The organism is Mesorhizobium japonicum MAFF 303099 (assembly GCF_000009625.1).
Taxonomy (GTDB): domain Bacteria; phylum Pseudomonadota; class Alphaproteobacteria; order Rhizobiales; family Rhizobiaceae; genus Mesorhizobium; species Mesorhizobium japonicum.
The window spans coordinates 6,129,934-6,143,672 of sequence record NC_002678.2 but is presented as its reverse complement, the minus strand read 5'-3'; the positions used below and the strand labels follow the sequence as shown (position 1 = coordinate 6,143,672).

Genomic DNA, 13,739 nt, shown 5'->3' with positions numbered 1-13,739 from the left:
GACAATGGCTGGCCCGAGCGGCCAGATCCTGTCACCGATCAACGCTTCCCTCGAGACGATGAGGTCTGCCTGAAGCTCAGGCAGCCAACCCACCGGCCTGGGTCTTCAAAAACGCCTCGCCGCAGGCCTTCGCCAGATTGCGCACGCGCAGGATGTAACTCTGCCGCTCGGTGACCGAGATCACGCCGCGCGCGTCGAGCAGGTTGAAGACATGGCTGGCCTTGATGCACTGGTCGTAGGCCGGAAAGACCATCTTGTGCATCGGCAGATTGTCGTTCGACGCCGGTGCGCCGGCATCGAGCAGAGCCTTGCACTCGGCCTCGGCGTCTTCGAAATGCCTGAGCAGCATCGCCGTGTCGGCGTATTCGAAATTGTGGCGCGAATATTCCTGCTCGGCCTGCAGGAAGACGTCGCCATAGGTCACCTTGTCGGCGCCCTCGCGACCGTTGAAGTTGAGGTCGTAGACATTGTCGACGCCCTGCACATACATAGCCAGCCGCTCCAGCCCGTAGGTTAGTTCGCCCGCCACCGGCGCGCATTCGATGCCGCAGACCTGCTGGAAATAGGTGAACTGCGAGACTTCCATGCCGTCGCACCAGCATTCCCAGCCAAGCCCCCAAGCGCCGAGCGTCGGGCTTTCCCAGTCGTCCTCGACGAAGCGGATGTCATGCAGCAGCGGGTCGACGCCGATCGCCGCCAGTGAGCCGAGATAGAGCTCCTGCAGGTTCGGCGGGTTCGGCTTCAGGATCACCTGGTACTGGTAATAATGCTGCAGCCGGTTCGGGTTCTCGCCATAGCGGCCATCCTTGGGGCGGCGCGAGGGCTGGACATAGGCGGCGTTCCAGCGCTTCGGCCCGAGCGCGCGCAGCGTCGTTGCCGGATGAAACGTGCCGGCGCCGACCTCCATGTCGTAGGGCTGGAGGATGACGCAACCATAGGCCGCCCAGTAATTGTGCAAGGTCAGGATCAGCCCCTGGAACGAGCGGCTGGGGTGCATATGGGCAGGGATTTCAATCGTCACGGGTGGCCTCGACATCAAAGGCTAGCTTGCCGGCACGTCCTAGAGACACGGCGGCGAAGCGTCAAGCAAGGGCACGCCGGATGCGAGCCTCTATGGGTATGCCGCCCGGTGTTGAAGGTTTTGCCGAGGGCTGGCCCATTGCCGACCTCGGGGGCCTGAGGTCTGTTCGTTCCTACAGCAACGACGACAGGTCCAGCCATGCCGAGTTCCATCATCGTCCGCCCGGTCACGCGACAGGATTTCGATCGGTGGCTGCCGCTGTGGGACGGCTACAACGCATTTTATGGCCGCTCCGGCGAGACGGCGCTGGCAAGCGAGATCACGGCGATGACATGGTCGCGCTTCTTCGATGCCTATGAACCGGTCCATGCGCTGGTGGCCGAAAGCCAGGGACAGCTCCTCGGCCTCGTGCACTATCTCTTCCACCGCAGCACGACGGCGATCGCACCGAACTGTTATCTGCAGGACCTTTTCACCACAGAGGCTTCGCGCGGCAAAGGCGTCGGCCGGGCGCTGATCGAAGGCGTCTATGAGCGCGCGCAAGCCGCCGGCTCGGGCCGGGTGTACTGGCTGACGCACGAAACCAATCAGACCGCGATGAAGCTTTATGACAAGGTCGGCGAACGCTCCGGCTTCGTCGTCTACCGGAAGCTCTTCTGAGCGAGCTGTGCATCGACACCCTCCAAAACGAAAACGGGGCCCTGAAAAGAGCCCCGTTCGCATTCAAATAGCCGGTCTCACCCCTTCGGAACAGGCACCGGCTCGGGCTTGACCTTGGGGGTCTCCTGCGCCGTGTTGGATTCGATCGGCGGCAGGCCCTTCATCAGCTTCTGCTGCAAGGTGGCCAGCACGTCGGGATCGGGCTTCAGGTCACGCGCCTGGTTCCACTGGAAGGTGGCTTCCAGCTTGCGGCCGACGCGCCAGTAGGCGTCGCCGAGATGGTCGTTGAGAACCGGATCTTCCGGCTTCAGCGATACGGCGCGTTCCATCTCGCGCACCGCGTCATCGAAGCGGCCGAGGCGGAAATAGGCCCAGCCCAGCGAATCAACGATGTAACCGTCGCTCGGCCTGAGGTCGACGGCCTTCTGGATCATCGCCAGGCCTTCCTTCAGGTTGGTGTTCATGTCGACCCAGGAATAGCCGAGATAGTTCAGCACCTGCGGCTGGTCCGGCTGCAGTTCCAGCGCCTTGCGGAAATTCGGCTCGGCCTTCGGCCATTCCTTCAGCCGCTCATAGGCGATGCCGCGCTGGTAGAAGATGTTCCAGTTGGCAGCGGTCGGCGTCTTCAGCGCCTCGACGGCCTTGTCGTAGAGGCTGGCGGCCGAGCGGAAATCCTCCTTCGAGGAATAGACCCCACCAAGCGCCAGATAGGCGCGCATGTCGTTGGGATGAGCGTCGACGAAGGCCTTCAGATGGGTGATCGCCTCGTCATGGCGGTCGAGATCGGCAAGGTTGAGGCCAAGCTGCAGGTCCGAAAGCTCCTTCAGCGGCGAAGAATCGGGGATCCGCCGATAGAGCGCGATGGCGCCCTCGCCGTCCTTCAGCTGTTCGGCGACGGCGGCGAGCTGCACGAGAGCCGCGTCGCTGTCAGGCCGCAGGGCGAGCGCATATTGCAGATAGAGGCGAACGAACGGCTCGCCGCCGCCCCGGTTGAGCGCGGTGGCGAGGTCGAGCAGGATTTCGGAAGCACCGTCGGACGGACCGGAAACGAAGGGCGCGATCTTGTCGCCCTTGCTAATCCTGTCCCGCAAGGCGACGATTTCGAGCTTACCCGGCGAAAACGCCTCGGCCTGGTCGAGCACCGAGATCGCCTTGGCCTTGTCGCCCTTGCGGGCCAGGAACGAGGCATAGGCCTGCGCGTTGCGCATCCAGGTTTCGGGCGCGGCACCGCCGGCGGCGGTATCCTGCATCGTCGCGGCGTATATCGCCTCGGCCTTTTCGGGCATGTTGGAGGCATCAGCGATCAGGGCGCGGTGGAAGGATTTGAACAGGCCGAACCAGTCCGGGCCCTGAAGCTTGTCGATCGAAGCCATCGCGTCGCCGGCTTGGCCAGCACCCTGTTCGGCCCAGCCGGACATGACGCCGGAAATCAGCCGGTCAAGGTCGGATTCGAGTGACAGCTTCAGCCAGTACTGGGCCTTGGTGAAATCCTTCTTGTGGAAAGAATCGACGGCCAGCGCCAGGCGCGAGAAGCGCTCGACATCGGGCACTTCCTTGAGCTTGTCGGCATAGACCAGGGATTCGTCGAAGCGACCTTGCGCGATCAGCGACAACATCAGGCTCTGCTGCAGGCCGGTGTCGCTCGGATCGAAGGCCAGGGCCTGCTTGTAATAGGCGATGGCGCTGTCGAGGTCGTTGTCGCCTTCGGCGATCCGGGCTGCCAGATAGGCGCCCGAGAACGACGAGATCTTGACCGGTTCGGTGGATTGCTTGGCATAGGCCGGCAAAGCCGAAATCGCCATGCCCGTCACAATTGCCAGCCTTGTCAGCCAGCGCGCACGTCCTTGCTCCATCGTATCCCTTTCAGCCAGGCGCCATCTCCGCGTCAGCGGGATCGACGTAGACTCGATCTTTCCGGGCAAAGCATGGCCTTTTTGGGGTCGCGCTTCAATCCGCCTGAAATTCACAATCGGGCCAGCCGATTAACAAACCATGGCTGGAGGGGATTTTCGACCGTGGAAAAGCCGGCGTCAAGGTCAGTCCTGCAGGACGGATCGCTGCACCTTCGTCTCGGCAAAGCCGCCAGCCGCAATCGCGCCGCACAGTTCGCTCCATTCGCAACCGCCGCAAGCCTTGCGCACGCCACCAACGGAGAACGCCTGTCGCATCCGAGCCAGGATTGCCGCATCGAGATCGAGGCGGACGCCGGGCTGGATTGGCAGGGCCAGAAAATCCCCGACATCGCATGCGGCAAGCCGGTCCCGCTCGACGACGCTCTCGTTGCGACAATGCGGGTCCGCCCCGTCGAGCAAAGGCGCGCAGATGTCGTCAGGACCGGAAACGAGGAGAATGTCCTCGCCCCGGCTCAGGCGCTCCGCGATCGCATCATAGTTGACGGTGAAGGCGGGGCTGTATCCCTTGCCCACATAGGTGAGCAGGCAAAGGAGGTGATGAGCGCGCAGCCTGATCGTCACGGATTGGCCGGCTTCGCCTTGCCATGGGGGAGCGCCATGAGTGTCGCGGCACCAAGCGCCGACTTCAGCAAGCCGCCGACGATGAAGGGCAGGAAGCCGAAAGTAATGGCCTTCTCAGTGCCGATCATGACAGCGAGCCATGCCGTGCCGAGCACCAGGCAGGCAAGATTGCCGAGCAGCATGGCGGCGAAGGCGAGCACCACCCTGTTGCCGTTCCAGCCGCGTTCGGCCAGCCAGCCGACAAGGGCGCCGGTGATCGGGAAAGCGAAGAGATAACCGCCCGTCGGCCCGACGAAATGCGCGACGCCGGCAGCGCCTCCAGCCAGCACCGGAAAGCCGGCAGCCCCCTCGACCAGCCATGCAGCGATGGTGACCGCGCCAAGCCGCCAGCCATAGAGCGCACCGATCAGCGTCACCGCGAAGGTCTGCATGGTCACGGGAACCGGGACCATCGGCACCTCGATGTAGGAGGACAGCGCCAGGAACAGCGTGCCGAGCACCACGGCGCCGACTTGCCAGGCGAGCGAGCGATCCTGGAGCCGGAGCGGGCTGAAGGACGGCTTGCTGGACGTGAATGCGATGTCAGTCATGGGGATCCCTTCGGTCGATTTGAAATTATAGATAATTTCTGTTTTCGATCTATTATCGAATCCACATTTCTCGCGACATAGCAAGCCTTCCCACGACAAACACCGTCTGAACTGCGCCGCGATGCGCTTCAGACCGTTGTTTTTTGGATGTCGCCCCAAATTGGGGGCCATTTTTGGGTGACAGGCATCAACCAACGATCGCGAAGGCCTCACGCGTCGCGCCGGAGGCCGTCCGGACCGGCTTGCGGCCAATCCATTGGACATGCCGCCCCAGCGTCGCCGCGGCCGATTCGGTATTTCCTTGCCGCAAGGCAGTCAGGATCGCCCGATGGTCCTGGTCGGTGCGCGCCTCCCACTCCGAGCGCCATGCCGCAAACAGGAAGCGGGCGCTGGCCGCATGCAGATCGTCGATGGTGGCGAGCAGGCGTGGCATGCCGCATGGCGCCAGGATCAGCCGGTGGAAGGCGCGGTTGGCTTCTTCCCAGGACCGAACGTCGCGGGATTTGTCGCCGGCCTTGGTCGCCTCTTCGGCGAGATCGAGAATGGCTGACGTCAGATGCGGCGCGGCATGGCGCAGCGCCAGCACTTCGAGCGCGGCCCGCATTTCGGCGACTTCCTTGACTTCGCCGAGATCAAAAGCCGCGACGCGCACGCCACGGCGCGGTTCGCTGACGGCCAGGCCTTGCGCCTCCAGACGGCGGAAGGCCTCGCGCACCGGAACATGGCTGGTGTTGAATTCCTCGGCGACATGATCCTGCCGCAGCCTAGCCCCCGGCTCGATCGCGCCCGAGATGATACGGTCCGCCAGCACCTTGCTGATGCGCACCGCGATGGTGTCGTCCGTGCCCTTTGCCATGTTTTATAGATAATTTGCCGCAAGGCCGCTTGTCGAGACGGCGAGGCTGTGTTCGCCAAGGTTCTCCCCAGTACAAAGCGAGGGGAAATTCGGCGAAAAGTCGGCCTTCTCAGTTCACCCGGCTGATGCAGAAATCGATGACGTCGATCAGCGCCGATTTCTGACGCGTTTCTTCGAGCGGCGCGAGCGCGTCGCGGGCGATCTCGCCGAAATGCCGGGCACGGCCGATCGTGTCGGCGATGGCGCCGTGCCGGGTCATCAGGCCGATCGCCTTTTCCAGGCCCGCATCGTCAACGACATTGTCCTCGATGGCGCGCTTCCAGAAGGTGCGCTCGGCCTTGGTGCCGCGCCGATAGGCGAGGATGACCGGCAAGGTCACCTTGCCCTCGCGGAAATCGTCGCCGACATTCTTGCCCAGATCCTTGCTGGTGCCGCCATAGTCCAGCGCATCGTCGATGAGCTGGAAGGCAAGCCCGAGATTCATGCCGTAGGAGCGCAGTGCTGCGCGATCATTGCGGGTCGCCTGGGCGATGACCGGTCCAACTTCGGCGGCCGCCGAAAAAAGTGCTGCGGTCTTGGCCTTGATGACGGCGAAGTGCTCGTCTTCGGTGGTTTCGAGGTTCTTGGCGGCGGCGAGCTGCATGACCTCGCCCTCGGCGATGATCGAGGCGGCGCTCGACAGGATGTCGAGCGCTTCGAGCGAGCCGACATCGACCATCATACGGAAGGCCTGGCCAAGCAGGAAATCGCCAACCAGCACGCTCGCCTGGTTGCCCCAGATCATGCGGGCGGTCTTCTTGCCGCGGCGCATGCCGCTCTCGTCGACGACGTCGTCGTGCAGCAGCGTCGCGGTGTGCATGAATTCCACCGAGGTGGCGAGCTTGACGTGGCCTTCGCCGGCATAGCCGAACATCTGCGCGGCGGCGAGCGTCAGCATCGGCCTGAGCCGCTTGCCGCCGGACGAGATCAGATGGTTGGCGACCTCCGGAATCATCTCGACGTCGGAGCCGGCCTTGGACAGGATCAATTCGTTGACGCGTCCCATATCGGCCGCCGTCAGATCGATCAGATCCTTGATGGAGGCGGGCTCCCGCTTCCCGTTTTCGATGTTGAGAACGACACCCACGACAATCACTCCCGTCTTGTTATAACGCGTGCGACGGCACCCTTAATCCCGATCCAGACTCTAGGGCGGCGGACACGGCCACGGCAAGTGGCGAATTGGCGCGGCGCCGGCGACAGCCTGTCAACCGGCACGGGAGGGAGCGAGGCTCCGCCACGGAAATCCCCTGCCCGTTTACATCAATGGCGCAAACTGCGAGTTTCACATGATGATAGAACTTGTCCGTACCAACGATGCCGTCATCATCTCCTTCGTCGAATCGCTGATGCGCGACGCCGGTATCGCCTGCTTTGTCGCCGATCAGAACATGAGCATTCTCGAAGGGTCGATCGGTCTTTTGCAGAAGCGCGTCATGGTCGACGCCGACCAGGCCGATGCCGCTCGTCGCATCCTCAGGGATGCGGGCATCGCCAACGAGATCCGCACAAAATAATGTCGGCCGCGCCAGCCGCCCCTGCCCTTGACGCCCTTGGCCCGGACACGCCGGCCCATACGGTCGATGCCTTCCATCGCGGCCGGTTCTGGCTGGTGCAGCCCAAGCATGGCGGCCACCGGGCCGGCATGGATGCGATGATGCTGGCGGCGTCGGTGCCGTCCGTCTTCGGCGGACGTCTCGCCGATTTCGGCGCTGGCGCCGGCGCTGCCGGCCTGGCGGTGCTGTCGCGCTGTCCGGCTGCCCGGGCCGTTCTGGTCGAACGCGCGCCGGAAATGGCCGCCTTCGCATCGGCGACCCTTGCTCATCCCGGCAATGCGCATCTCAGCGATCGCGCATCCGTGCTCGTCGCCGACGTCACGGTTTCAGGCCAGGCCCGGGTGGCGGCCGGTCTGGCCGACAACGACTTCGACTACGTCATCATGAACCCGCCCTTCAACGCAGCCAGGGACCGCGCCACGCCGGACCGGCTGCGAAAGGAAGCCCATGTCATGGAGGACGGGCTGTTCGAAAGCTGGATCCGCAGTGCGGCGGCGGTGGTCAGGCCGCGCGGCGGGCTTGCCGTCATTGCGCGTCCCGAACAGCTCGGCGCCATTCTCGACGCGATGTCGGGCCGTTTCGGCGATGCCGAGATGCTGGCCGTGCACCCTCGCCCCGACGCGGCGGCGATCCGCATCATCGTGCGGGCAGCGCTCGGCGCGCGCGGAAAACTCGCCATCCGCCCGCCTTTGATGCTTCACGCGCAAGCGGGCAACGGCCCCGACGAGCGCAGCGAAATGATTACCAACGGTCTCGCCTCGCTGTTTGGAGATTGAGCTATTCCTGGCCGCCGCATTGCCGTTGGCCGGGAAATCCCTACATGCCTGCAACCCATCGACCGGAGACCACGCCCTCGTGAAACGCCTTTTCAACCGCCTGCTGCCGAAATCCTGGCGCTCCACCGTCGTCACCATTCCGGTCATCCGGCTGCATGGCACGATCATGGCCGGCGGCCAGTTCCGGCAGAATCTGTCGCTGGCCTCCACCGCCGGCCTTATCGAGAAGGCGTTTTCCTTCGATGCGCCGGCGGTTGCCATCTCGATCAATTCGCCCGGCGGCTCGCCGGTGCAGTCGCGGCTGATCTTCAGGCGCATCCGCGACCTGGCGGCCGAAAAGAACAAGAAGGTGCTGGTCTTCGTCGAGGATGTCGCGGCCTCGGGCGGCTACATGATCGCGGTCGCCGGCGACGAGATTTTTGCCGACCCGTCGTCCATCGTCGGCTCCATCGGCGTGGTCTCGGCCTCGTTCGGCTTTCCCGAACTGATGAAGAAGATCGGCGTCGAGCGCCGTGTCCACACCGCCGGCCAGAACAAGGCGGTGCTCGATCCGTTCAAGCCCGAGAAGAAGGAGGACGTCGAGCGGCTGAAGGCGCTGCAGCTCGAGGTGCACGAAACCTTCATCGACCTGGTCAAGGAGCGGCGCGGCACCAAGCTGAAGGACGATCCGGATCTGTTCACCGGCCTGTTCTGGACCGGCAAAAAGGGTCTGGAACTCGGCCTCGTCGATGCGCTCGGCGACATGCGCACGGTGCTGAAGACCCGGTTTGGCGCCAAAACCCAGCTCAGGCTGATCACTGCGCCGCGCGGTTTCCTCGGCCGTTTCGGCCTGTTCGGCTCAAGCAAGGGCTTTTCAGCGCCCGATATCGCCGCTGCTGCCGCCAGCGGCGTCATCGATGCGGCGGAAGAGCGCGCTCTGTGGGCTCGCTTCGGGCTTTGAAAACCGCGCAAAACCGTCTAGCATGAAGGCTTGAAGTCCTGTGCATGCCGCTTTCCAAAAACCGGACACAGTTTTGGGCGACATGCATCAACCGACCCGACCGGCCGCCTTCGCCGGCCCAGCGTGGTAGGAGTTGTGACATGCCGCAGATCATCTTCTTCGCCGTGGTTGGCGTCGCCGCCTATTTCGGTTACCGCACCTTCGTGCGCGAAGCCGAGCGCGTGACCGCCAAGGTGCGGCGCACCGAAAAGCAGGCGGCCAACGGCGCGATGGGAACACTGGTCAAGGACCCGAAGACCGGCGAATACCGGCTGGCCAAGGACTGAGCATCATCCCCTATACGACTGACGCCGTGGACACCGACATCGGTTCGCGCACCTGGCACGCGCATGCCAAGATCAATCTGGCGCTGCACGTCACCGGCAGGCGTGCTGACGGCTACCATCTGATCGACAGCCTGGCGGTGTTCACGCGCTTCGGCGACAGGGTCGAGATCGCCCTCGCCGACAGCGACGATTTCACCGTATCCGGCCGTTATGCCCCGGCGGTTCCGCTCGACGCCGGCAATCTTGTGCTCAAGGCGCGCGATGCCTTGCGGCGGGAGGCCGGCTCCGGGCGCACCCCGCCGGTCTCGATAAAGCTGGAAAAGAACCTGCCGATCGCCTCCGGCGTTGGCGGCGGGTCGAGCGATGCAGCGGCCGTGTTGCGCGGACTGGCACAGACATGGGCCCTGGACATCGACGACGCCGGGCTGGCGCGGATCGGTCTCTCGCTTGGCGCCGACGTGCCGATGTGCCTTGCGGCAAAGCCGCTGGTGGCGCGCGGCATTGGTGACGAGCTGTCGATGGTACCGGACTTTTCAGCGCTGGGGCTGGTCCTGGTCAATCCAGGCACGCCGGTCTCGACGGCGGATGTCTTCGCGGCCCTGTCCCGCCGCGACAACGAGCCCCTGCCGCCGCTGCCGCGCAGCATCGATTTCCACAGCCTGCGCAACTGGCTGGAGGTCACCCGCAATGATCTGGAGCCTGCAGCCCTTGCGCTGCAGCCCGCCATAGGCAGGGCGCTATCATGGCTCAATAAGGCCGGATCGGGATTTTCACGCATGTCGGGATCGGGCGCGACTTGTTTCGGCCTGTTCGAGACCGGCAATGTCGCCAAGCGCGCGGCGGCCGAAATCCGCAGCCGCCAGCCCGACTGGTTCGTCGCGGCGACGCGCAGCATGTCATCAGAGGCTGAGTGAAATGGCTGGGATTAACGAGGGCCGTTCGTTCGTTCCGGTCCGTATCGCGGTGCTGACGGTTTCGGACACGCGCAGCCTTGCCGACGACAAATCCGGCCAGACGCTGGCCGACCGCATCACCGAGGCCGGTCACATACTGGCAGCCCGCGATATCGTCACCGACGACCGCGACAAGATCCGCGACACGGTCCTGGCGTGGTCGCGCGACAAGGCCATCGATGTCGTCATCACCACCGGCGGCACCGGCTTCACCGGGCGCGACGTGACACCAGAGGCGCTGGAGCCGATCTTTGAAAAGCGCATGGATGGCTTTTCGGAAGTGTTCCACCGCATCTCCTACGACAAGATCGGTACGTCGACGATCCAGAGCCGGGCGACCGGCGGCGTCGTCAACGCCACTTTCGTCTTCGTGCTGCCGGGCTCGCCCGGCGCCTGCAAGGACGCCTGGGACGGTATCCTCAAGGCGCAGCTCGACTATCGCCACATGCCCTGCAACTTCGTCGAGATCATGCCGCGCCTGGACGAGCATCTGCGGCGCGGAAAGTAACACGCAGAACTGCGCTTCCAACAGTCCGCCTTCAGCGGATCACCGGTTCGCCATGAAAGCGCCGGCGCGAGGGGCGCGAAACGCCGAAGCCGACTTCCATCATCAGCCGAGGCGTGCGCGCCGGCACGGTGCCCATGTGGAAGCCGAACGGATCCTCGACGAAGCCGAGGCCGGCTTCGCCGGTGAGCGTCACCGGACTTTGCTCGCCATAGACGTCCAGCACCTCCTGGGCGGGATGGCCGACCAACAGGGTGAGCTGGTGCTTGATGGCGCGGCGTCTGTGGCTGCCCCTGACATAGACATGCGGACCGGTGTCGGCATCGACGGGCTTGAGGTAGAAGAAGAACTTCAGCATGCGCCAATCGTCGAGGTCGAAGTGATACTTGCCGAGCGAGGCAAGGTTCTTGTCGGCATCCGAGGCTTCGCCGGTCGGAAAGCTCCACCAGACGCGCGTCGTGATCAGTTTCGCCTGAGCGCCGAGATAGTGCGCGGCAACGTCGAGAAGCAGCGGATCGCGCTGTATGGCCAGTGCGGCCGGGCAGTCGAGGATGCGCTCGAAATAGTGCCCGCTGAGCAGAGAGCGGCCCAGGTGTTTCTCGGCTTGCGCATGGTCGGCCGGCATGAACTCGAGGCGGCGGTCGAAATTGCCGAAGCAAGGCGTGCGCCCCGCGAAATCCGCGATCTCTTCATGGATCTCCGGCGGCAGGACCAGGCCCAAAAACAGGCCGTCGGAACGCAAAGCATCGACCACCGCGGCCCGCTCGACACCGGAAAACATCGTATCCCCGACATTGCCGGCAGGACGGGCGCGTTTTGCGCCCAGCCAATGCATCCGGCGCCCAGGCATGGTGCGCGCCAGCATGAACATCGGCAACCAGGCAGGGTTTTCGCGCAGGTCCGTGAGATAGGTCGGAATGCGCACCGCGATGCGCCGCAGCAGGCTGCCATTGCGCGCAATGGCCTCGAGACTGGCGGCTCCGGATTTGTCAGGCGTTGAAAGCGTCATCGGGTCCTCGTCCATGAGGGTGACACCGATGCCGCATCGGAGCCCACCACTCGCATGACCCAAACCCACTTCACCCACCTCGGGAAAGGCTAACCGGGCGTCAGATTTTGTGCAATGCACAATGAACAGAGCAGATGCAAAAAAATCACTTCGGCGAGCGGTGTTGCTGCTTCGGCGGCGCCACCCAGATCTCGGCCTCGAGCTTCTTTGTCGCCAGGCCCCGCGCCAGCGCCTCGGCGCTGCCGGCGCTCTTTGACAGGGATGCGGCCTGGCGCTTGCTGATCACCAGCCCGTCGGCGAGCGCTCGGTTTCCCGAAAAGACCCGGGCGAGGAACGGCGTGCGGCTGCCGCGCGCGCGAGAAAACCGCGCCGCCATGGTTTGCCTCGCCGTGTGGGCGACGACTGCGTCGATCCAGCCCTCCACCAGCCGTGCGCCCGGCTCCAGCAGCAACAGCCAATCACCCTTGGCCTGCCTTATCCCGGCGGCGATACCGCCGCTTGCCACATAGTGGCAGCCGGCATGCTCGGCGACATGATGCGTCTGGTCTGTGGAGCCGGTGTCGCAGACGATGACGTCGCGCACCACGCCCTCGACCGCGCCGCCAATCAGCGAGCCGAGCGTGCGGGCTAGAGCCTCCTCGTCATTGCGGGTTTCGATGAGAACACTGAGCATATTTAGCCGAATAGCGGAAAGCCGCGCACAGCGCCAGTTTTTGCGGCGCAACATAAAAAGTTCTTGCTTTGTTCTCATCGGCAAAATAGGAATAATTTCATGAACAGAGCGATTCGAAACAACATGGACAGTCCCTGGGAGCGGGCCAAGATGGAACCGATCGTGCGTGCCGACATTGCAGCCTTCGGGGCAGGACGAGCCGAAATGGCCAATGCGATGATCGAGCAGAGCGGCATGCGTATCCGTCCAGACCGCAACCGCGGCCGGTCGGCAGGGATCAATCCGTCCGGCCGCTTCGAACCGGTCAGCCGGCATGTCTTCGACGATGGCTGGAGTTCGCTGGAGGAACTGCCGCCGTTCAAGACCGAAGTGCAGGTGGAAAAGCCGCGCACCATCATCACCCGCAACGAATCGCCCGACATCTCTTTCGACCGGTCGATCAACCCCTATCGCGGCTGCGAACATGGCTGCGTCTATTGCTTCGCTCGGCCGACGCATGCGTTCATGGGCCTGTCGCCGGGGTTGGATTTCGAAACCAAGCTGTTCGCCAAGCCGGATGCGGCGCGGCTGCTCGACAAGGAACTGTCCAAGGAGGGCTACCAGCCGCGCACCATCGCCATCGGCACCAACACCGATCCCTACCAGCCGATCGAGAAACAGTACCGGATCATGCGCGAGATCCTCGAAGTGCTGGAAGCGCGCGGCCATCCGGTCGGCATCGTCACCAAATCCGCCCTGGTGACGCGCGACATCGACATCTTGTCGCGCATGGCCGAACGCGGACTGGCCAAGGTGGCGCTGTCGGTGACGACATTGGACCGCATGCTGGCCAGGACGATGGAGCCCCGCGCGTCGACGCCGACCAAGCGGCTCGAGGCGATCCGGCAGCTTTCGGATGCCGGCATTCCGACTTCGGTCATGGTGGCGCCGATCATCCCCGGCCTCACCGACCAGGAGATGGAGCGGATCCTCGATTCGGCCTACGCCGCCGGTGCGCGCGAGGCGGGTTACGTCGTGCTGCGCCTGCCGCTGGAGGTCAGCCCGATCTTCAAGGACTGGCTGCTGCGCCACTATCCCGACCGCTATCGCCACGTGATGTCGCTGATCCGGTCGATGCGCGACGGCAAGGATTACGATTCGGAATGGGGCAAGCGCATGAAGGGCGCCGGGCCCTACGCCTGGCAGATCGGCCGGCGATTCGAAATCACCGCCAAGCGGCTTGGCCTCAATATCGAACGGCGCACGCTGCGCACCGACCAGTTCGTCGCCGCCGGAAAGGACCAGGAACAGCTGATGCTGCTCTAAGACTGCAATTCGCCGCGGCGGTTTGAGCTGCCACGGCAGGAATCCCGTCCGGCCTG

The 13,739-nt window shown here is 64.1% G+C and carries 16 protein-coding genes; 8 read left to right on the top strand and 8 right to left on the bottom strand.

Annotated elements, in window-relative coordinates:
- Positions 1–76 precede the first annotated feature (76 nt).
- Positions 77–1,036 carry a glycine--tRNA ligase subunit alpha gene (locus MAFF_RS30310; RefSeq protein WP_164986996.1) on the bottom strand — a complete coding sequence of 320 codons (960 nt, stop codon included), beginning with the start codon at positions 1,034–1,036 and terminating at the stop codon, positions 77–79.
- Positions 1,037–1,219: 183 nt separating this feature from the next.
- Between MAFF_RS30310 and MAFF_RS30305 the strand changes: the two genes are divergently transcribed.
- Positions 1,220–1,681, top strand: coding sequence for a GNAT family N-acetyltransferase (locus MAFF_RS30305; protein ID WP_010914843.1), 462 nt, complete (start codon positions 1,220–1,222; stop codon positions 1,679–1,681).
- Between the two features lie 77 nt (positions 1,682–1,758).
- Here the strand turns inward: MAFF_RS30305 and MAFF_RS30300 are convergent, their stop codons facing one another.
- The 5 genes from MAFF_RS30300 to MAFF_RS30280 form a co-directional block, all read right to left on the bottom strand.
- Complete coding sequence (locus MAFF_RS30300) at positions 1,759–3,534, bottom strand: tetratricopeptide repeat protein (RefSeq protein ID WP_044549725.1); 1,776 nt, start codon at positions 3,532–3,534, stop codon at positions 1,759–1,761.
- Positions 3,535–3,717: 183 nt separating this feature from the next.
- Positions 3,718–4,155, bottom strand: a complete 438-nt coding sequence (locus tag MAFF_RS30295; protein ID WP_010914841.1) for a DUF1284 domain-containing protein — start codon at positions 4,153–4,155, stop codon at positions 3,718–3,720.
- Positions 4,152–4,745: a biotin transporter BioY gene (locus MAFF_RS30290; RefSeq protein ID WP_032929348.1), complete on the bottom strand. Its 594-nt coding sequence runs from the start codon at positions 4,743–4,745 to the stop codon at positions 4,152–4,154. The genes MAFF_RS30295 and MAFF_RS30290 overlap by 4 nt, the downstream gene beginning before the upstream one ends.
- A 187-nt stretch (positions 4,746–4,932) precedes the next feature.
- Entirely contained in the window at positions 4,933–5,601 is a 669-nt protein-coding gene (locus MAFF_RS30285) for a GntR family transcriptional regulator (protein WP_010914839.1), read from the bottom strand.
- A 109-nt stretch (positions 5,602–5,710) separates the two neighbouring features.
- A complete protein-coding gene (locus tag MAFF_RS30280; protein ID WP_010914838.1) occupies positions 5,711–6,727 on the bottom strand; it encodes a polyprenyl synthetase family protein in 1,017 nt (338 codons plus the stop codon).
- A 205-nt stretch (positions 6,728–6,932) separates the two neighbouring features.
- Here MAFF_RS30280 and MAFF_RS30275 point away from each other — a divergent pair, with 205 nt between their 5' ends.
- From MAFF_RS30275 to moaB, 6 genes are all read left to right on the top strand, one after another.
- Complete coding sequence (locus MAFF_RS30275) at positions 6,933–7,157, top strand: DUF2007 domain-containing protein (protein ID WP_027041409.1); 225 nt, start codon at positions 6,933–6,935, stop codon at positions 7,155–7,157.
- Positions 7,157–7,972: a tRNA1(Val) (adenine(37)-N6)-methyltransferase gene (locus tag MAFF_RS30270; RefSeq protein WP_044549722.1), complete on the top strand. Its 816-nt coding sequence runs from the start codon at positions 7,157–7,159 to the stop codon at positions 7,970–7,972. The genes MAFF_RS30275 and MAFF_RS30270 overlap by 1 nt, the downstream gene beginning before the upstream one ends.
- Positions 7,973–8,051: 79 nt before the next feature.
- On the top strand, positions 8,052–8,912 hold the full coding sequence (locus MAFF_RS30265) for a S49 family peptidase (protein ID WP_010914836.1): 861 nt from the start codon (positions 8,052–8,054) through the stop codon (positions 8,910–8,912).
- Between the two features lie 140 nt (positions 8,913–9,052).
- Positions 9,053–9,238, top strand: coding sequence for a membrane protein (locus MAFF_RS30260; protein ID WP_027041406.1), 186 nt, complete (start codon positions 9,053–9,055; stop codon positions 9,236–9,238).
- Between the two features lie 26 nt (positions 9,239–9,264).
- Positions 9,265–10,152 carry a 4-(cytidine 5'-diphospho)-2-C-methyl-D-erythritol kinase gene (locus tag MAFF_RS30255; RefSeq protein ID WP_010914834.1) on the top strand — a complete coding sequence of 296 codons (888 nt, stop codon included), beginning with the start codon at positions 9,265–9,267 and terminating at the stop codon, positions 10,150–10,152.
- A gap of 1 nt (position 10,153) precedes the next feature.
- Positions 10,154–10,699 carry a molybdenum cofactor biosynthesis protein B gene (moaB, locus tag MAFF_RS30250; RefSeq protein WP_010914833.1) on the top strand — a complete coding sequence of 182 codons (546 nt, stop codon included), beginning with the start codon at positions 10,154–10,156 and terminating at the stop codon, positions 10,697–10,699.
- Between the two features lie 31 nt (positions 10,700–10,730).
- Here moaB and MAFF_RS30245 read toward each other — a convergent pair whose 3' ends face one another.
- Positions 10,731–11,705 (bottom strand): hypothetical protein, encoded by a 975-nt coding sequence (locus MAFF_RS30245; RefSeq protein ID WP_044551517.1) that lies wholly within the window; start codon positions 11,703–11,705, stop codon positions 10,731–10,733.
- A 145-nt stretch (positions 11,706–11,850) separates the two neighbouring features.
- A complete protein-coding gene (locus tag MAFF_RS30240; protein ID WP_044549717.1) occupies positions 11,851–12,378 on the bottom strand; it encodes a glycosyltransferase in 528 nt (175 codons plus the stop codon).
- A gap of 150 nt (positions 12,379–12,528) precedes the next feature.
- Here MAFF_RS30240 and MAFF_RS30235 point away from each other — a divergent pair, with 150 nt between their 5' ends.
- On the top strand, positions 12,529–13,683 hold the full coding sequence (locus tag MAFF_RS30235; protein WP_044551515.1) for a PA0069 family radical SAM protein: 1,155 nt from the start codon (positions 12,529–12,531) through the stop codon (positions 13,681–13,683).
- Positions 13,684–13,739 lie beyond the last annotated feature (56 nt).

Bases quoted from the DNA above. Each gene is read 5' to 3' on its own strand.
- MAFF_RS30305 (WP_010914843.1), top strand. From the start codon at position 1,220: ATGCCGAGTTCCATCATCGTCCGCCCGGTCACGCGACAGGATTTCGAT.
- MAFF_RS30260 (WP_027041406.1), top strand. From the start codon at position 9,053: ATGCCGCAGATCATCTTCTTCGCCGTGGTTGGCGTCGCCGCCTATTTC.
- MAFF_RS30285 (WP_010914839.1), bottom strand. From the start codon at position 5,601: ATGGCAAAGGGCACGGACGACACCATCGCGGTGCGCATCAGCAAGGTG.
- MAFF_RS30300 (WP_044549725.1), bottom strand. From the start codon at position 3,534: ATGGAGCAAGGACGTGCGCGCTGGCTGACAAGGCTGGCAATTGTGACG.
- MAFF_RS30240 (WP_044549717.1), bottom strand. From the start codon at position 12,378: ATGCTCAGTGTTCTCATCGAAACCCGCAATGACGAGGAGGCTCTAGCC.
- moaB (WP_010914833.1), top strand. From the start codon at position 10,154: ATGGCTGGGATTAACGAGGGCCGTTCGTTCGTTCCGGTCCGTATCGCG.
- MAFF_RS30310 (WP_164986996.1), bottom strand. From the start codon at position 1,036: ATGTCGAGGCCACCCGTGACGATTGAAATCCCTGCCCATATGCACCCC.
- MAFF_RS30290 (WP_032929348.1), bottom strand. From the start codon at position 4,745: ATGACTGACATCGCATTCACGTCCAGCAAGCCGTCCTTCAGCCCGCTC.
- MAFF_RS30275 (WP_027041409.1), top strand. From the start codon at position 6,933: ATGATAGAACTTGTCCGTACCAACGATGCCGTCATCATCTCCTTCGTC.
- MAFF_RS30245 (WP_044551517.1), bottom strand. From the start codon at position 11,705: ATGACGCTTTCAACGCCTGACAAATCCGGAGCCGCCAGTCTCGAGGCC.
- MAFF_RS30235 (WP_044551515.1), top strand. From the start codon at position 12,529: ATGGAACCGATCGTGCGTGCCGACATTGCAGCCTTCGGGGCAGGACGA.
- MAFF_RS30270 (WP_044549722.1), top strand. From the start codon at position 7,157: ATGTCGGCCGCGCCAGCCGCCCCTGCCCTTGACGCCCTTGGCCCGGAC.